Annotated in this window: 16 protein-coding genes; 14 read left to right on the top strand and 2 right to left on the bottom strand. The window is 40.3% G+C overall.

What is annotated here, in order from left to right:
* The 7 genes from Aru01_RS15410 to Aru01_RS15380 all read left to right on the top strand — a co-directional run.
* Positions 1-623 (top strand): SDR family NAD(P)-dependent oxidoreductase (locus tag Aru01_RS15410; protein ID WP_042111567.1); only part of this gene is annotated, 623 nt, incomplete at its 5' end.
* Between the two features lie 48 nt (positions 624-671).
* Positions 672-2,855 (top strand): alpha-ketoacid dehydrogenase subunit alpha/beta, encoded by a 2,184-nt coding sequence (locus Aru01_RS15405; protein WP_016657201.1) that lies wholly within the window; start codon positions 672-674, stop codon positions 2,853-2,855.
* A 50-nt stretch (positions 2,856-2,905) separates the two neighbouring features.
* Entirely contained in the window at positions 2,906-4,147 is a 1,242-nt protein-coding gene (locus Aru01_RS15400; RefSeq protein ID WP_016657200.1) for a pyruvate dehydrogenase complex dihydrolipoamide acetyltransferase, read from the top strand.
* Positions 4,148-4,162: 15 nt separating this feature from the next.
* Positions 4,163-5,551: a dihydrolipoyl dehydrogenase gene (lpdA, locus tag Aru01_RS15395; RefSeq protein WP_016657199.1), complete on the top strand. Its 1,389-nt coding sequence runs from the start codon at positions 4,163-4,165 to the stop codon at positions 5,549-5,551.
* A 126-nt stretch (positions 5,552-5,677) separates the two neighbouring features.
* Entirely contained in the window at positions 5,678-6,979 is a 1,302-nt protein-coding gene (locus Aru01_RS15390) for an MFS transporter (protein ID WP_016657198.1), read from the top strand.
* A gap of 317 nt (positions 6,980-7,296) precedes the next feature.
* Positions 7,297-8,136, top strand: a complete 840-nt coding sequence (locus Aru01_RS15385; protein WP_016657197.1) for a shikimate dehydrogenase family protein — start codon at positions 7,297-7,299, stop codon at positions 8,134-8,136.
* Positions 8,137-8,145: 9 nt separating this feature from the next.
* A complete protein-coding gene (locus Aru01_RS15380; RefSeq protein WP_016657196.1) occupies positions 8,146-8,886 on the top strand; it encodes an SDR family NAD(P)-dependent oxidoreductase in 741 nt (246 codons plus the stop codon).
* Positions 8,887-9,222: 336 nt separating this feature from the next.
* Here Aru01_RS15380 and Aru01_RS15375 read toward each other — a convergent pair whose 3' ends face one another.
* Positions 9,223-9,909, bottom strand: coding sequence for a GntR family transcriptional regulator (locus Aru01_RS15375; protein ID WP_016657195.1), 687 nt, complete (start codon positions 9,907-9,909; stop codon positions 9,223-9,225).
* A 540-nt stretch (positions 9,910-10,449) separates the two neighbouring features.
* Between Aru01_RS15375 and Aru01_RS18710 the strand changes: the two genes are divergently transcribed.
* The 6 genes from Aru01_RS18710 to Aru01_RS15350 all read left to right on the top strand — a co-directional run bounded on the left by Aru01_RS18710 (position 10,450) and on the right by Aru01_RS15350 (position 16,609).
* Positions 10,450-10,572, top strand: a complete 123-nt coding sequence (locus tag Aru01_RS18710; protein WP_016657194.1) for a hypothetical protein — start codon at positions 10,450-10,452, stop codon at positions 10,570-10,572.
* A 133-nt stretch (positions 10,573-10,705) separates the two neighbouring features.
* Positions 10,706-11,848 carry an iron-containing alcohol dehydrogenase gene (locus Aru01_RS15370; protein ID WP_016657193.1) on the top strand — a complete coding sequence of 381 codons (1,143 nt, stop codon included), beginning with the start codon at positions 10,706-10,708 and terminating at the stop codon, positions 11,846-11,848.
* 15 nt (positions 11,849-11,863) lie between these two features.
* Complete coding sequence (locus Aru01_RS15365) at positions 11,864-13,276, top strand: sigma-54 interaction domain-containing protein (RefSeq protein WP_016657192.1); 1,413 nt, start codon at positions 11,864-11,866, stop codon at positions 13,274-13,276.
* Positions 13,277-13,297: 21 nt separating this feature from the next.
* The gene (locus Aru01_RS15360; RefSeq protein WP_016657191.1) at positions 13,298-14,740 is read left to right on the top strand and encodes an NAD-dependent succinate-semialdehyde dehydrogenase; all 1,443 of its coding nucleotides are present in this window, start codon (positions 13,298-13,300) and stop codon (positions 14,738-14,740) included.
* A gap of 26 nt (positions 14,741-14,766) precedes the next feature.
* Complete coding sequence (locus tag Aru01_RS15355; RefSeq protein WP_016657190.1) at positions 14,767-15,132, top strand: hypothetical protein; 366 nt, start codon at positions 14,767-14,769, stop codon at positions 15,130-15,132.
* 214 nt (positions 15,133-15,346) lie between these two features.
* On the top strand, positions 15,347-16,609 hold the full coding sequence (locus Aru01_RS15350; RefSeq protein WP_016657189.1) for a DcaP family trimeric outer membrane transporter: 1,263 nt from the start codon (positions 15,347-15,349) through the stop codon (positions 16,607-16,609).
* 124 nt (positions 16,610-16,733) lie between these two features.
* On the opposite strand, the gene Aru01_RS15345 is transcribed toward Aru01_RS15350, so the two are convergent.
* Entirely contained in the window at positions 16,734-17,147 is a 414-nt protein-coding gene (locus Aru01_RS15345) for a PPC domain-containing protein (RefSeq protein WP_040331369.1), read from the bottom strand.
* 225 nt (positions 17,148-17,372) lie between these two features.
* Here Aru01_RS15345 and Aru01_RS15340 point away from each other — a divergent pair.
* Positions 17,373-18,300, top strand: a 928-nt coding sequence (locus Aru01_RS15340; protein ID WP_042111565.1) for a pyridoxal-phosphate dependent enzyme, incomplete at its 3' end; no start/stop codon positions are given.

The raw sequence follows: 18,300 nt of genomic DNA, 5'->3' as shown, positions 1-18,300 counted from the left end.
CAACTCAAGCCTTACAGGCTTATAGCGTGCAAGGTTATGCAGCGAACGTAACCGATGATGATGCTGTGCGTGCAGCCTTTGAGGCATGTAAAAACAGCTTCGGTTTAGTGGATGTATTGTTTAATAACGCAGGTATTTCACTAAATAAACCCTCTTTAGATATCACGATGTCTGAATGGCGTCGCTGTGTGGACATTAACCTGAGCAGCTTATTTTTATGCTCACAAGAAGCTGCTAAACACATGCAACAGCAGGGCAGTGGCGTGATCATTAATACAGCTTCGATCTGGGGGCTGAGTACTTCAGCTGAACGTACTGCTTACTGCACAACTAAGGCAGGCGTAGTATCGATGACCAAATGTCTAGCAGCAGAATGGGGTTCACTTGGAATCCGTGTTTTGGCGATTGGACCTGGCTACACCCGCACTGCACTCGTTGAAAAATTACAGCAACAAAACACCTTAGATGTTGCCGACCTTGAGCGTCGCACACCATTAGGTCGTTTGGCTGAGCCTGAAGAAATTGCAGAATTGGCACTATTTCTTGCATCAGATGCAGCCAAGTTTATGACTGGACAAACTTATTTAATTGATGGTGGCTGGGAGGCCAACGGGTTTCAGTAAACCCTAGCATTCACTCAACATCAAGCTACATTACAAAGGATAGACCGAATGTCAAATCAGATTAATCTTCATCCAGAAAGTCCTTGGATTGAATTGCAAAGTACGCAAGAAGATTGGAACCAAGCAGACCCTGCATTACTCGAAAGTATGTTGACACAACTACATATTGTTCGAGCTTTTGAAGAGTCAGTATTGGAACTTGCGGGTGAAGGTTTAGTTCATGGCCCTGCGCACTCAAGTATTGGCCAAGAAGGTGGGGCAGTCGGCTCAATTATCTCTTTAACTGCAGCTGATCAGGTGAATGGTTCACACCGTGGTCATCATCAGTTTTTAGCCAAAGCTTTGACCTACTTGCGTCCAAATGGCATGAAGGCTGGTGATGCATTTGGTGCAGACATTCAAGATGTATTACAACGTACTTTGGCAGAAATTTTGGGCTTGGCACAAGGTTTTTGTAAAGGTCGTGGTGGTTCAATGCATTTACAGTGGATTGAAGCTGGTGCTTTAGGAACCAATGCGATTGTCGGTGGTGGTGCGCCAATGGCAGCAGGTGCAGCTTGGGCACATCGTCATGCTGAAACCGATGCGATTGCGATTACTTACTTTGGTGATGGTGCAGTCAACATTGGTTCTGTACTTGAAACAATGAACCTTGCAGCGGCTTGGAAATTGCCAATCTGCTTCTTTATTGAAAATAACCGTTATGCAGTATCAACTTCAGTAGAAGAAGCAACTGCAGAAACACGTTTATCTTCACGTGGTTCGGCATTCAATATTCCAAGTTGGAAAGTTGATGGTATGGATCCTTTGGCTGTGCATTTAACGATGCAACAAGCATTACAACATATGCGTGAAGGCAATGGCCCAACGATTGTTGAAGCTGATGTGTATCGTTTCTTCCACCAAAATGGACCTTATCCTGGTAGTGCTTTTGGTTATCGTAGCAAAGAAGAAGAGCAAGAATGGAAAGTTCGAGATCCAATCGTATTGCTTGAAAATCAAATGCTTGAACGTGGCTTAATTGCTGCTGAGCAAATTGCTGCATTACGTACTCAGTGTCAAAGTGCGATGGCTGAAGCGGTTGCAGAATTAACTGAACCTGCGGCAAAAGGCAAGCGCCGTATTCGTCCAGAACTTTGGCCTTCAGAAGATTTCGTCGATGTGGGTATCCGTGGCGATTTGTCTGAAATCGAAAACGTTGAAACACAAGAACAAGCTGCTTTTGCTGACACGTTGGTGAAAGGTAAGTTTATCGATGCTGTTGCCAATGTCATGAACCGCCGTATGGAAACTGATGATTCGATCGTGGTGATGGGTGAAGATATTCACCGTCTCAAAGGTGGAACCAACGGTGCAACCAAAGGTCTAAAAGAACGTTTTCCAACACGTACTTTAGGTACTCCGATTAGCGAAAACGCGTTTATGGGTCTTGGTGGCGGTATTGCTGTTGATGGTCGCTTTAAACCAGTCGTTGAGTTTATGTACCCTGACTTTATGTGGGTAGCAGCTGACCAAGTCTTTAACCAAATTGGTAAAGCGCGTCATATGTTTGGTGGTCAAAGTGATGTGCCTTTGGTATTGCGTACCAAAATTGCTATGGGTACTGGTTATGGTTCACAGCACTCTATGGACCCTGCGGGAATCTTTGTGACCAATCCAGGCTGGCGCATCGTGGCAGCATCAACACCGTTTGATTATATCGGTTTGATGAACTTTGCCTTGGCATGTAATGACCCAGTATTGGTGATTGAGCATGTGGACTTATATAGCAAGAGCGGATTATTGCCTGAAAATAATCTTGATTATCAAATTCCATTTGGTAAAGCGGCAGTACGTCGTCAAGGTCAAGCCGTTACGATTTTGACTTATTTATCTATGGTAGATCACAGCTTAGAAGCTGTTGAGCAAACAGGTGTGGATGCTGAAGTTATCGATTTACGTTTCCTCGATCGTGCAAGTTTAGATTGGGACACCATCGAAGCCAGTATTCGTAAAACCAACAATGTCTTGATTGTAGAACAGGGTAATCAGGGCACGTCTTATGGTGGTTGGTTGTCAGATGAATTACAACGTCGCTGCTTTGATTGGTTAGATCAACCGATTCAGCGTGTACATGGCACAGAAGGTGCGCCAAGTATTTCTAAGGTACTCGAACGTGCTGCGGCTGCGCGTACTGAAGAAGTTGTTGAAGGTCTACAACGTGTTATGCGTGACAAAGGCGAAGCGATTTAATCGCTTCCGTCACCTCATCCCATATTTAAATTTTAGTCAAAGGTCGCACCATGTCTAAGTTACTCCATATGCCAGAAGTATTGGCAAATACGACGCATGCCACCATTAATAAGTGGTTGGTTGCTGAAGGCGATAATATCGTAATCGGTCAATGCATTGCTGAAGTTGAAACCGATAAAGCTGTGGTTGAGATGATCGCAGAAGAAGATGGCTTGATCAGTAAATTGATCGCGCAAGAAGGTGAAGAAGTTGAAGTGGGTGCGCCCATTGCTCAGCTCAATGGTGATGGTCAAGTTGATCTTGCAGCTCTTGCGTCTGCACCAGCAGAAGCTGTTGTGGATGATGCACCAACAACGAATGCTACGCAAACCCAAGCGAACAACGCTGTAGAAGCACAAGAGAATAATCAACAAGGTGAACGTATTTTTGCTTCACCTTTAGCAAAACGCTTAGCACAGCAAAATCAGTTAAATCTTGCTGAACTTGATGGTAGTGGCCCACGTGGTCGTATTGTTAAGCGTGATATCGAATTGGCCCTCGAACAAGCAATTGCTCAAGTGGTTGAAACAGCTCAGGTTAATAGCCCTGTAGCGCCAGCTGCTACAGTTGTTGCTGAGTACGATGAGATTGCACTAAGTAATATGCGTAAAACAATCGCACGTCGCTTAACAGAAAGTAAATCTACTGTGCCACATTTTTACTTAAATGTGGAATGTCATGTAGATGCTTTATTGACTATGCGTCAGCAAATCAATGCGATTGCCAACGAGAAAATCTCAGTCAACGACATGATCATTAAAGCGGTAGCTATGGCATCAGCCCAAGTTCCTCAAATGAATGCATGTTGGGCTGAAACAGCGATTCATCAATATCACCATGTTGATATTAGTGTTGCTGTAGCAACTGAAAAAGGTTTATTGACACCAGTCATTCGTAAAGCTGAAACCAAATCACTGTCTACGATTCACCGTGAAGTGGTTGAGTTAGCAACACTTGCACGTGATGGCAAGTTACGTCCAGAGCAGTACCAAGGCGGTAGCTTTAGTATCAGTAACTTAGGCATGTATGGTGTCTCTGACTTTAACGCCATTATTAATCCACCTCAGGCGGGTATCTTGGCTGTTGGTGCGATCAAGAAAAAACCAATTGTGGTCAATGATGAGATTCAAGTCGGTTCAGTACTGCGTTGTAGCTTATCTGCAGATCATCGCGTGATTGATGGTGCGGTTGCTGCAACTTGGCTTGCTGCTTTCCAACAGCTCATCGAAGATCCACTGAAGTTGTTGATCTAATTCGAGGTATTGATCATGAGCAAACAACAATTTGATTTGGTCGTTGTCGGTGGTGGACCAGGTGGCTATGTTGCAGCGATTCGTGCTAGCCAGCTTGGCATGAAAACTGCTGTCGTTGAACGTGCTGAATTAGGCGGGATTTGTCTGAACTGGGGCTGTTTACCTACCAAGGCTTTACTGCGTAGTGCTGATGTTTTACGTCTGGTCAAAAATGCCAATGTATTTGGTATTGAGGTTGCACAGCCGCAAGTGAAACTCGAAAAGGTAGTGCAACGTTCACGTGATGTATCAGCAAAGTTACAGCGTGGCGTGGCAGGCTTATTGAAGAAAAATAAAGTGACTGTTTTTCAAGGTGAAGCCCAACTACTTGGTCAAGGTCAGCTCAGCGTAAAAGGCACCACGACTCAGCAGCTCTCTGCAAAGCATATTATTTTGGCAACAGGTGCACGTGCACGTGCCATTCCCAATATGCCTGTTGATGGTAAGCATTTTTGGAGCTATCGCGAAGCCTTAATACCCAAGGCTATCCCTAAACGCATAGTGGTGATTGGGGCGGGTGCGATTGGTATCGAATTTGCTTGCTTCTATCGCTCAATGGGTGCTGAGGTAACTGTGGTTGAAATGACTGATCGTATCTTGCCACAAGAAGATGCTGAGATTTCAAATACGGTGACCAAGTCATTAAAGCAAGACGGTATTCAAATTTATACCGAGTCTAAGGTCGCAAGCCATCAAGTGGTTAAAGGTGAAGTTGTACTGAAAATTGAGGGTAAACAAAACACTCAATTGACCACGGATGTTGTGCTGTTGGCTGTGGGTATCAGTGCAAATACTGAAAATCTGGGTTTGGAAAAAACCAAAGTTGAACTTGATCGTGGTCATATTGTGACAGATCAGTATTGTCAGACCAGTGAAAAAAATATTTATGCCATCGGTGATGTGGCAGGTCCACCTTGGCTTGCGCATAAAGCCAGTCATGAAGGTGTACTTTGTGTCGAAAAAATCATGGGCTTAGATGTACATCCATTGGATGTTAATAAAGTTCCTACGTGTACTTATAGCCACCCACAAGTTGCAAGTGTGGGATACAGCGAAAAGCAAGCACAGACTTTAGGCAAAAAAATTCGTGTTGGTAAATTCCCATTTGTTGCCAATGGCAAAGCATTGGCAATGGAAAGTAGTGAAGGCTTCGTTAAAGTGATTTTTGATGATGCTAGTGGTGAATTACTTGGCGCACATATGGTGGGTGAGGAAGTCACAGAAATGATCAATGGTTATGCTATTGCTCAAACACTGGAAACAACCGAACAAGAATTAATGCAAACCATTTTACCGCATCCGACCATGTCGGAAGCAATGCATGAGGCAGTACTCGCAGCTTATCAACGTGCATTACATCAATAGTTTTGGACATCTTAAAGTTGTTTAGATGGTAGAAAAAACGAGATGTAGTGCTTGAGCATGGATGCTCTTGACTAAGTATGAGTATGGATTTGATCACAAATTAAGAGAAATCGCATAAGGATATATATGAATCAACCTATAGATAATGTAAGCAAATCTACGGATGAAGTGCCTACAATGGATGCGGCGCGTAAAAAATCACTGGTTGCCAGTGGTGTAGGTAACCTTTTAGAGTGGTATGACTGGACGATTTATGCCGTTGCATCGGTATATATTGCATCAGCATTATTTGACAAGGCTGACCCTACATCGGCATTGCTTAGTACTCTTGCAGTTTTTGCAGTAGGATTTATTTCTCGCCCCTTTGGTGGTTTTATTTTCGGACCATTGGCAGACAAAATTGGCCGACGTAACGTACTCATGATTACGATGTTACTCATGGCTGGTGCGAGTATAGTGATTGCTTTAATTCCAAGCTTTGAACAGATTGGTTATTGGGCCTCACTTATTTTGGTATTAGCTCGTTTGGTCCAAGGTTTTGCTCATGGTGGTGAAACAACAACATCATATGCCTATGTCTCTGAGATTGCTCCACCTAAAAAACGGGGTCTTTGGTCAAGTACTGTATTTTTTGCAGTGGGTCTTGGTTCATTAACTGCGACATTGTTCTTGGCTTTACTGACATCGGTGATTCCTAAAGAAGAAATGTATGAGTGGGGCTGGCGTATTCCGTTCCTCTTAGGTGGTGTACTTGCTTTCTTCGCGTTGTATTTACGTCGCAATATGATGGAAAGTGAACATGTTGAAAAAATGCAGCAAGATGATAGCCCAGCATGGCCATTGTCTAAGTTCTTAAAAACAGGGATCAAACTGTTTTTCTATGAAGCTGGTTCAACTTTGACTTATTACATCTGGGTGACTGTATGTGCTATTTATGCGATTAACCATTTAAAAATGGATCCGCATGATGCCTTTGTCATGAGCTGTTTAGCACAAGTGGTCTATTTGATTTGTTTACCTATCCAAGGTTGGTTATCAGACATTATTGGTCGTAAAACCAGTACATTGATTTCATTTGGCGGTTCAATGATTTTCTTATTCCCACTGTGGGGATTGCTATCAAGTGAACCTTGGACATTGTTTGTTGCACAAGCTGTTGGTCTGGTCTTTGTTGGGTTCTTAACTGCAAGTAAGCCTGCTGCAATGTCTGAACAAATTCCAACACGTTATCGTACCAAGCTGTTCGGTATCTTTATGTCGCTATCGATCGCTGTATTTGGTGGTACTGCTTCATATGTAAATACTTGGTTGTACGCCAACCAATTAGAATCATTCTTTAATGTGTACGCTGTGATTGTATGTATCGTTGCAATTGGTGTGGTATTGACTTGGAAAGATAATAAAGGGATTGATTTAGATAAAGTTTAAGTGCGCTGTAAGGAAAGTCATTACTCAAGGATGAGTGAGAGGCTTTCTGTTGAAGGAAGATCCATCTGCTTGATTGGGATGGATTGAACTTCTGAGGCTGTTGGTATTTCAAACTTTCCCATTTCTGATTGAAGTACCAACAGACTCTTTTTTTTCGCATGATTAATCAAGTGAATTTGAATAAGCTTTAAGTGTTGAGTTGGGTTAACTGTTTAATCTAAAGTGATTTAAACATTGATTCAATTCAATGAATAAAGCATAAAAAGTGTAAAACATAGCGTTAACCTATAGCGTGAAAAACCTTGAGGAGAGTGATGATGAGTGAAGTTGAGATGCCGATTACTGGTAAAACCAAAATCATCCCGATATTGGCTGATCCAATTGCACATGTCGAAACCCCGCGCATTATGAATATGTTGCTACGTAAAGCGAACTATGATGCAGTTTGTGTACCATTTCAGGTTGCAGCGGATCATCTCAGTCAATGCGTACAAAGCCTAAAACTGATTCCTACGATTGTAGGTGCAGTTGTTACGGTTCCACATAAAATGACGATGGCTGAGCTAACTCAAGTCAAAGGTTCGCAGGCACAAATTATTGGTGCAGTGAATGCCATTCGTTTTGATGAGCAGCGTCAAGTTCATGGTGAAATGTTTGATGGTAAAGGTTTTGTTCAAGGGATCATCAATAATGATGTGAAGGTTGATGCAGAGCTGAAGGTATATATGGCAGGAGCGGGTGGTGTTGCTCGTGGAATTGCGTTTGCGTTATTAGAGCGCGGTGTGAAAACTTTACGCATTCACAACCGTACTCAAGATAAAGCAGAAGAGTTGGTGAAAGCGTTACAAGCTTATGCACCAGATGCTGATATTGCTTATGCCGATGCAAATGCAACAGGTGTTAACTTGTGTATTAATGCAACGTCTGCAGGCATGCTTGGTGCGCTTGAACATGTTCTACCATTTAATATCGATGGTTTGGAGCAAGGTGCATGTGTTGCAGAAGTGGTAATGAATCCACCTAAAACACAATTACTTTTACAAGCTGAAAGTAAAGGTCTGAAAATTGTTCCTGGTCAAGCAATGCTTATGGCGCAAATCGGTCAGTTGGCTGCCTTTATTTTAGATGAACCTGAACTTGCTTTGATTCGCTTATAGGATATTCATATGTTTAATTTTCAAGGAAAAACAGTACTGATTACAGGTGCATCTGGCGGTATTGCAGTGAGCTGTATTAAAAAGCTCTATGCTTATGGTGCACAATTAGTTTTGACTGATCTTAATCTTGAGGCATTAAAAACGTTTGCAGCCGAGCTAGATCCGACTGGTGAGCGAGTTTTAGCTTTGGCACAAGATGTATCTGATTCACAACAAGCGATTGATGTTGTGAATGCTACTGTTGAGCGTTTTGGTGGAATCGATGTATTAATTCCATGTGCTGGTCTATATTTAGAACGTGCGTTAAAAGATATTTCAGATACAGAATGGTCTAAAGTTACAGCAGTAAATCTTGATGGTGTGTTTTATACCATTCGTGCGGCTATTCCGCATTTGCGTGAAGGTGGTTCGATTGTCAACGTTGCCTCTATGGCTGGGCATAAAGGCAGTTTAAACCATGCACATTATGCTGCCTCTAAAGGTGCAGTACTTAATTTGACCCGTACTTTGGCTTTGGAGTTGGCACCCCATATCCGTGTGAACAATGTATCTCCTGGTTTAATTGATACACCAATGATTCGTCAGCTTATGCAGGAAAAAGGTGATGCATTACTACAGCAAACACCTTTACACCGTTTAGGTAGTTCGGATGAAGTTGCCGATGCAGTATTGTATTTAGCATCTGATTTTGCCAGTTTTATTACAGGTGAAACCTTACATGTAAACGGCGGCTTATATATCGCAAGCTGAGCATTACCCCAAGCCTCTTTTTATAAGAGGCTTATTTAATAAATATTATATTCATTAGAAATAAAATCGCGTGGCATACGCTACAACGTCTTTTTTTAAAGCAAAATCTACCCCACACTCTCTTTTTCAAAGAGAGGAGTGCCTTTGAGTTAATTGATTATAAGATTTAAAGTCATGTGAAATTTGGCTGAATTTTACTACGAGATGCTTTATTATTTTTAAAAGAGTTCAGCACTTTGGATTTTAAGATGTGATTCATGACATTCTTCGATCAATCAAAGAATGTCTTACTGAGATGGATTTAAATAAATTTGCCTAGGGGCGTTATTTCAATAGTTAAAGTGTATTTGGATTTAAACGACGCTTATAGTTGACTACTGCTGCCTGACCAGCATCAAGCAAGTGCTGATCATTATGTGCGCAAGCTTGCTCAATATCTTCATCCAATGTTGCATCAAAAATTAATTTTAGATCTTCATAGCCACGCTTTACTCGATCTTCATAAACAAAAGCGAAGTGTTTGAACAGACCAACACGGGCTTGAATTTTTAAAATCATTTCTTCAAGGACATTGTTCTTCGCACCTTTGAGTAAGATGTCGTAAAATTTATCTTTATATTCCCAGCGCTCATCCACTGAACCATTTAAGAATTTTTCATCTAGATTTTGATATAAATCTTTTAATTCTTTCTTATCAGTAGCATGTGCATTTTTAATAAATAATTCGATCATAAAGCTTTCAACTTTAGCGCGAACCAAATATAGATTGATAATGTCATCTTCAGAAAGTTTAGTCACAATTGGACCTTGTAAGGGTACAACACTAATTAAGTGTTCACTTTCTAATAAACGCAATACTTCACGGATGACTGTACGAGAAACACCATAACGTTCACATAAAGCACTTTCTACAAGACGGTCACCTGGCATAAAGAAACCATCTAAGATATCTCTCTTTAATAAGGTCGTTACTTGCTGCCGAATTGGTGCTGCTTGGCGTTGAACTTGGAGCTTTTCAGTCATTGGTGGACCATGGGATATTGAAGATCGTAATATTATAATATAGGTAGATTTATTTTGTTGGTATATATGGCGTTAAAGTGTTGCTAAGTCGTTAAATTACCAAAATTATTTCATAGAAATCATCTTGATTTTATTCAACAGATTTGTTTGTTTAATAAGGAAAATTATCCTCATTCTCAAAGTAATTGCATTATATGTTCTTGAATATGAATCGATGTAAATCAGTTTGTTATTTATGCAGCTTTTTTCTGTTAAATTCAAAGAAAAATTAGCTGAAATCAGTAATAAATCATTCATTTTATTTATACAATAAACGCTCATTCATCCATAAAATTCTAGGTTGATGAATAATTTCATCGAAATTTTAGATTTATAAGAATAAATTCATATAATACCGTATTATACCTAAAGAGACCTTTTTAATTATTTCATATAAATCAATGGTTAATGCTTATTTTTAAAAGTTGGCATAAATATTGTATTGCTTAAAGCAACGATGATTTTTTTCGTTGTGTTTGAAAAATTAAAAAGGATTTTAATATGAGCAGTGAAGTGATCCATGTCGGGATTTTGCAAGCTGATGATGATCGTTTGGGTGTAAGTAATCCACTTAAGCGTTATCGCAAAAACAGCTTTAATCATTTGTTTAAGCATCTGAATTAGGTTGTTGGTGTGCAATTGAACATGATCGTACTTACTTTACTTGCTTGTGTTGGGTATTGGTCGCTTGCTTATAGCAGAACGATCTTTACAACAAGTTGGCAACCTCTATTGCTAAAAAATTAAAGGATGAATTATGGGATTTTCAACATTCAAAAGTGCAAATAAATTAATTACAGGTCAAGCTGCACTTGAGTATTTAGCGACTGCAATAGCTCAATTCAAAATTAAGAAACCGCTTATTGTAAGTGATCAAGGTGTAGTGAAATCAGGAACGATTCAACATGTACTTGATTTACTCGATGTGGAGTATGCCATTTATGATGCTGTTAGACCTGAACCAGAACTAGAACAGGTTCAAGACTGTATAGATTTTTATCACACCCATCAAAATGATGCTGTCATTGCTGTAGGTGGTGGTAGTGCTTTAGATATTGCTAAATGTGTTGCTGCACTTGCAAGCCAAAATGGGGATATTCATGATTTTGTCGGTATCGATAAGATTAAGCAGCGTGATATTGCCTTAATTGTGATTCCAACAACGTCAGGAACAGGTTCAGAAGTTACCAATATTGCAATTTTGTCTGATACAAAAAATCAAATGAAACAAGGTATTGTTAGTGATGCCTTGTTGCCTGATGTGGCAATTGTTTCACCTATAATGTCTGTGAGTTGCCCAGCTTCGGTTACAGCAGCAAGTGGTGTCGATGCACTCGTTCATGCAATTGAAGCATATATTTCAGTTAACCATTCGGAGATTACTGATGGCTTGGCCCTACAAGCGATAGAGTTAATTGTAGAATATTTACCTCAAGCCTATGCTTTACCTTCGAACTTGATTGCCCGAGAAAAAATGGCAACGGCAAGTCTTATGGCGGGATTGGCATTTGGTAATGCTGGGGTTGGTGCAGTGCATGCATTAGCCTATCCGCTAGGTGGTAAATACAAAATGGCACATGGCGTAAGTAATGCTTTGATGCTGCCTTATGTGTTGAAGTGGAATATTTTAGGCTGTGCTGAACGCCTGAGTAAAATTGCGAAGTTACTCAAGCTAGGTTGCAGTGAAGTACATACTGAAAATGCAGAGAAATTAGTAGAGTTTTTACATAAATTTTGTCGTCAACTTAATATACCTGCAGGTTTGCGTGAATTTTCAATACAAGAACACGAAATCCCTGCTTTGGCTACCGAAGCAATTAAAGTTGAGCGCTTATTAAAAAATAATCCGCGTCAGTTGAGCATTCAAGATATCGAAGCGATTTATCGCGAAGCGTATTAATTGTAGGTGGCCGATTTGACTGTAGATCAAGTGATCGCTTTAATGAAAAGTAGCAAAGATTATTTTGAGTTAACGACTCAGGATGGTCGTTCGATTTTTGATGTAGAGCCTATTCGTTCTTTAATTAATGCGATACAGGATGGTATTTATATTACCGACGCAAAGGCGATAACAGTTGCCGTAAATGATGCTTATGAACGGATCACTAGATTAAATCGCAGCATGCTCATTGGTCGGTATATGGGTGATTTGGTCAAACTTGGCTATTTGTCTAATTCGGTATCTCTTGAGGTGATCAAGCGTCAAGAAGTTGTGACTTTAGTTCAGACAATTCATGGTTCACAAAAAATATTGGTGACAGGAAGTCCTGTGTTTGATCAGGAAAATCAGTTGATCTGTATTGTGACCAGTGTTCGAGATATTACCGAATTGCTTCGAGCTAAACATGCACAAGAACAACTGGACAATCTATTTCGGAATCAATCTCAGTATAGGTTGATTAGTGCTTCACATGATTTAATTATTTCACGTGAAACACAGAGTCTATTTGCCATGGCAACAAATGTGGCCAAGTTTAACAGCAAGATATTGTTACGCGGTGAAACTGGTACTGGAAAATCTAAACTTGCACGCTATATCCACAGCATCAGTCCACGCGCAGAACAGGCATTTTTAGAGCTGAACTGTTCTGGCATACCAGATAATTTACTTGAAATAGAACTCTTTGGTTATGTACCTGGTGCATTTACCAGTGCTTCAACCAAAGGTAAAAAAGGTTTATTGGAAATCGCACATAAGGGGACTTTATTTCTAGATGAGATTGGTGATTTACCGCTTAGCATGCAAGTTAAACTTCTCAAAGTTATTGAGGAGAGTCGTTTTTTACCTGTAGGTTCCACAGAGTTTAGAGATGTAGATATCCGCATTATTTCTGCCACACATCGAAACCTTGAAGATATGGTCGCCAAAGGAGAGTTTCGTGAAGATCTTTTCTATCGGATTAATGTGATTGATCTTGAGCTTCCACCGCTGCGTCAACGTCGTTCAGAAATTGTTTCTTTGGTGCAACAGTATCTCAATGTTTTCAATGACAAGTATCACTTAGAAAAAACGTTTAGCCCCGAAGTGATTGAAGCTTTTAGTCAATATGATTGGCCTGGAAATATTCGTCAATTGATCAATGTATTAGAGCGCATGATGGTCAGTACAAGCCATAACGAAATTGTGCTGCAAGACTTACCTGCGAATTTGCGCACGCATGGTCAAGTTACACCAATGAAAATGACTTTGAAAGAACGTGTGCAAGCCTTTGAATGTGAGTTGATTTCAGTGGCTTTGAGTCAATACGGCTCCACACGTGCAACTGCAAAAGCCCTTGGAGTTGAGCAATCAACTCTAGTGAAAAAGATTGCTCGTTTTAAGCAATAAATGATGAACTAGGAACGAAAGATGGATATTACCCAATTTTCTGTTTTTGAAAACAGATGTTTAGTCAATGGTGAATGGTTGAGTTCAGAAGAGACGCTTGCCGTAAGTAACCCCTTGGATCAATCGGTAATTACGACTGTCCCTGTATTGTCAGAACAGATTATCGAGCAGGCAATTGTAGATGCTGATATTGCACAGAAAAAGTGGAAAAATGTTGCACCCAATGAACGTAGTCGTTTGTTACGTGATTGGTTCGATTTACTCATTAAGCATCAAGATGAACTTGCGGCCATTATGACAGTGGAACAAGGTAAACCACTAAAAGAGGCGAAGGGTGAAATCACATATGCTGCAAGCTATATCGAGTGGTTCAGCGAAGAAGCTAAACGGGGCTATGGCGATATTATTCCATCTGCAGCAAGCAGTGAAATTTTAGTTTTTAAAGAAGCGATTGGAGTATGTGCGGCGATTACACCGTGGAATTTCCCTGCGGCGATGATCACACGTAAGGTCGCACCTGCTTTAGCAGCAGGTTGTTCAATCTTGGTGAAACCTGCCTCTGAAACACCATTAACAGCTCTGGCGATTGCAAAACTTGCAGAGCAAGCTGGTTTTCCTAAAGGTGTATTTAACGTGATCACTGGCTCATCAACTAAAATTGGCCAGATTTTTACCCAAAGCCCATTGGTTAAAAAGTTAAGTTTTACTGGATCTACTGAAATTGGTGCCAAGTTAATGGCACAAAGTGCGCCAACAGTGAAAAAACTATCTTTAGAGCTGGGTGGTAATGCCCCTGTGTTGGTATTTAATTCGGCAAATTTAGAACAAGCCGTTCAAGGCGTGATGGATACTAAATTCCGTAATGCAGGACAGACTTGTGTATGTGCTAACCGAATCTATGTGCAAAGTGAAATTTACGATGTTTTCATCGAAAAGCTAAAGCTAGAAGTTGAAAAAATGAAGATGGGTAATGGCTTAGATGCTGATACTGATATTGGACCATTGATTAATCGTAAAGCCGTACAAAAAGTAGAAGAGCACATTGCAGATGCGCTCAGTAAGGGAGCGCTGTTGGTTACAGGTAAAACAGAAAATACTGAAGGCAATTGGTGTGTTCCAACTTTAGTCAAAGATGTTACACAGCAAATGTTGTGTGCAAAAGAAGAGACTTTTGGTCCATTTGCACCAATTTTTAAATTTGAAACTGAAGAGCAAGTCATTGAAATGTCAAACGATACAGAGTTTGGCTTGGCTTCGTATTTATTTACACAAGATATCAATCAATTTATTCGAGTGTCTCGTGGTTTGGACTACGGCATGGTTGGGGTTAATACGGGATTAATTTCAAATGCAGCAGCACCTTTTGGTGGTGTGAAGTCATCTGGAATCGGTCGAGAAGGTTCTAAGTATGGTATGGATGAATATTTAGAAATGAAATATGTCTGCTTAGGCAACATTAATTAATTCATTTGCATGAAAGGGTAATTTACATGGAATTAGTAAATGAAGTTTCAAAAGAAGGGACGCAACTGGCTGTGAAGCCTGTAGTGCAGAGAGTGGCTGCTGTGATGGCGGGTAACATTACAGTGCTGCATGCATTATTGATCTACGGTATTGCAGGTACCGTAGTGTTTTTGAAGTTGTTTTTTCCAACAATGGGGTATGGCAGTGTATTGATGGGAATCATCACTGCCTTCGTTTTACGTTACAGCTTTGAATATGGAGGAATTCTTAACTGTATTCACTTCAATGTGCATCGACATGTATTTCTAAGCAATGTGTTTTGTCGGTCTGGGGACGATTTTGGCCGATTAGACTGCATGAATACAGGCGACTTTGTTATGGAACATGGATGACAGCACACTTTTAATCACATTTATATTATGGCTGTAATTGCTGAGTCATCATTTTTCGATTTGTCACTGAAAAAACGCGGGAGCGTTGTTGAGTAGGTGCCGTTTATGAAGCACAAAAGCAAATTCATCGTCATTAATTAACGCTCAAACATCAATATTTTGCTCAATTGCATGAGCAAGATAGGGAAAACTCATGTTTAAAAAAGGATCAACCATGAATTTTAAAATGAAACATATCGCACTTGTTGTGGCATTAATGCCTTTAAATCAAGCATTTGCAGGTGAGGTTGAAAGTCGCATTGAGGCTTTAGAGGCAAAATTTAGTCAGCTTGAACAACAGCGTGTACAGGATGTACAGCAAGTTCAACAGTTGCAAGAAACTGCTCAGAAAGAGACGAAAAAGCCGAGCGTTTATAGCGATACTGATATTAAATTTTACGGTATTGTTCGTGTAGATGGCGCAATAGATTTTAAAGATACTGCCTCGCCACAGTTTGTCAGTGGACAGATTCCATCTGTAGATTACACCCCAGCAGGGAATCGTTCTGCATTTACCATTACGGCAACACGTCTTGGTATGGATATGGCAAAAAAGATTAAAGGTACTGATGTTAAAGCGAAAATTGAAATGGACTTTTGGGATGGTCTAGAAGGAAATGGTAAATTACGTTTGCGTCATGCTTATGTAGATTTTGATAATTGGTTGATTGGTCAAACAGTTTCTAACATGAGTAACTTGGAAACTTTAACAGAGAGTGTCGACTATACTTTGTTTATGGGCTACTCATGGACACGTTTGCCTCAAGTTCGTTATAACTTCAATCTAGCCCCTGCACATAATATTAAAGTCGCAGCAGAGTACGTCGATACCCGTGCTTCTGAGATCCCAGCTGTAACAGCTAAATATGTGTATAACAAAGATGATCTAACTCTAGTCACTCAAGGTTTTGCACATGAAAAACGTGCAACCTTGAAAGTAGATGGTCAAGAGAAAGATATCGATAAATGGGGGTGGGGCGTAGGTTTAGGCTTTAAATATAAGCTTTCACCTGTAAATTCAATTCAGGCACACGTGTATCACGTTGAAGGTGATCAGAAATTTGTTTCATATACACAGCAAAGTGGCGGTACACTCAATGGTTATAGTTCTGGCGGTGACTTTAGTGTAAATGCAGAACAGAATGATCTTGATCAAAATAAGGTCAATACTTATGTGTTGGGTTATTCACATAAATTGTCTGAGCAATGGCGTACTAACTTTGCAGCGTCTTTAATTGATTTTGACTCATCAACCAGTTATGCACGTAATAATCCAACAATGAATAAACAATTGTCAGATATTGCAGCTAATATTTTCTATACCCCAGTCCAAAATGTGGATGTAGGTTTAGAATATCATCATGGCGAACGTAAACAATTTGATGGAAAATCATTTGATATTTCACGTGTTAACTTCGTGACAACGTATAAGTTCTAATACTGAGTTTCGCTCAGGGTGCGTATGCATCTTGAGCGAGATGCTTCTTTCTTTTGCCATATTTATGACGATTAAAAAGGCCTAAAATATTAGGCCTGATTGAGTGTCTTAATAAGTAATGTGCTTAATTAAAGATTTTTAGGTCAATGTTATAGTTTGCAACTTGTCCGCGACGTGCGGTGTTTCTCATTTGATAGACCTGAATGGTATAAGTACCAGTCTCATTTAAGGTAATTTCAAGTGATCCACCATCTACGCTACTACGACTAATCGCTTCAGAAATACCAGGACGATCACCAGGAGCAAAAATGTTAACTTCAGCTAAGTTATTTTTCCCTATTAGATCTAAAGCGAGTTGTTGTCCTGCCTTAGCATAAACCGTGTAGTGAACAGTGTCATAGCCCTTAAATGAACCTTTTAATACTGTGCCATAGCTGCCTTTTTTAAAGGTGACTGGTTTTTCAATGATCTGTGCAAAGCTATATGTACTGGTGAGGACAGCACCTGTAATCAGAACCGCGCTAATAAGATATTTCACTTTCTTGTGTCTCATTCTATGAATAATTCAACAAATTTTAGCATTATTTTTTAGCCAAATAACTTTGTCTCGGTTGTGAATATGTTTATTAAGTTATGAGAGTTTTACAAACGGATATATAAAAACTCTACTTAATTTTAAAAATACATATCAAAAATATGATGATAACTTTAATAAAAATTCACATAATATGGAGCTTATTTTTCAACGGAATTGGAAAAAATCATGACATCAACACCCAACAAAGTTCAACTTTCATCTTGGCCTACACCGCTTGAACCACAACCGCGACTGGCTAAAGCGCTAGGGCTAAATGCAGGTGATTTGTGGATCAAACGTGATGACTTAACGGGCTTGGCTGGTGGTGGAAATAAAATCCGTAAGTTGGAATACACCTGTGCCGATGCACTTCGACAGGGGGCAACGACTTTAGTGACAGTGGGCGCAGCACAAAGTAATCATGCCAGGCTCACTGCCGCTGCGGCAGCACGTTTAGGACTTGATGTCGTGTTGGTTTTAGCCGGCCATCCGCCAGTTGAATATACAGGCAATATTGCACTCAATGGTTTACTGGGTGCTCGATTAAATTGGGCGGGTGATGTCGATGATCATGCTCTGGAAGCACGTGCGCGTGAAGAAGTTGCAGCTTTAGCTCAAGCTGGAATTACAGCAGCATTGATTCCTTTTGGTGGCTCTAACCGCATTGCTGCGTTTGGTTATGTCGACTGCGGTGAAGAAATTAAAATACAAGCATCTGACTTTAAACATTTATTTACAGCGATTGGTTCAGGTGGAACCATGGCGGGTCTAGTCTATGCTTTGGGCGCTGAACGAATACATGGAGTAGATGCCGGAGCTGTGAATGATCCTGAACAACGTGTTCGTGGTTTATTGTCTGAAATGTCTGAGCAGGATTATATTGAAAGTTTAAGTATTCGCCGTGATCAAGTTGGGGCGGGTTATAGCCATTTAACTGAAGCTGTTGAAGAAGCATTAGATTTAGTGGCAACTCATGCTGGGATTATTCTTGATCCGATTTATACAGGACGGGCATTTGCAGGTTTAATTGCCGCTGTACGTGAAGGCTCAATTCAAGCGGGTGAGAAAACCATCTTTTTACACTCTGGTGGTTTACCTGGGTTCTTTGGTAACC

This window comes from Acinetobacter rudis (genome assembly GCF_000829675.1).
GTDB classification, from domain to species: domain Bacteria; phylum Pseudomonadota; class Gammaproteobacteria; order Pseudomonadales; family Moraxellaceae; genus Acinetobacter; species Acinetobacter rudis.
Note: the sequence above shows the minus strand (reverse complement) of the source record. Positions and strands in the feature narration are given on the sequence as shown.

What these genes read in the sequence shown, in the direction of transcription:
- Aru01_RS15360 (WP_016657191.1), top strand. Translation starts at nt 13,298, where the DNA reads ATGGATATTACCCAATTTTCTGTTTTTGAAAACAGATGTTTAGTCAAT.
- Aru01_RS15350 (WP_016657189.1), top strand. Translation starts at nt 15,347, where the DNA reads ATGAATTTTAAAATGAAACATATCGCACTTGTTGTGGCATTAATGCCT.
- Aru01_RS15390 (WP_016657198.1), top strand. Translation starts at nt 5,678, where the DNA reads ATGAATCAACCTATAGATAATGTAAGCAAATCTACGGATGAAGTGCCT.
- Aru01_RS15375 (WP_016657195.1), bottom strand. Translation starts at nt 9,909, where the DNA reads ATGACTGAAAAGCTCCAAGTTCAACGCCAAGCAGCACCAATTCGGCAG.
- Aru01_RS15380 (WP_016657196.1), top strand. Translation starts at nt 8,146, where the DNA reads ATGTTTAATTTTCAAGGAAAAACAGTACTGATTACAGGTGCATCTGGC.
- Aru01_RS15405 (WP_016657201.1), top strand. Translation starts at nt 672, where the DNA reads ATGTCAAATCAGATTAATCTTCATCCAGAAAGTCCTTGGATTGAATTG.
- lpdA (WP_016657199.1), top strand. Translation starts at nt 4,163, where the DNA reads ATGAGCAAACAACAATTTGATTTGGTCGTTGTCGGTGGTGGACCAGGT.
- Aru01_RS15370 (WP_016657193.1), top strand. Translation starts at nt 10,706, where the DNA reads ATGGGATTTTCAACATTCAAAAGTGCAAATAAATTAATTACAGGTCAA.
- Aru01_RS18710 (WP_016657194.1), top strand. Translation starts at nt 10,450, where the DNA reads ATGAGCAGTGAAGTGATCCATGTCGGGATTTTGCAAGCTGATGATGAT.
- Aru01_RS15385 (WP_016657197.1), top strand. Translation starts at nt 7,297, where the DNA reads ATGAGTGAAGTTGAGATGCCGATTACTGGTAAAACCAAAATCATCCCG.
- Aru01_RS15355 (WP_016657190.1), top strand. Translation starts at nt 14,767, where the DNA reads ATGGAATTAGTAAATGAAGTTTCAAAAGAAGGGACGCAACTGGCTGTG.
- Aru01_RS15400 (WP_016657200.1), top strand. Translation starts at nt 2,906, where the DNA reads ATGTCTAAGTTACTCCATATGCCAGAAGTATTGGCAAATACGACGCAT.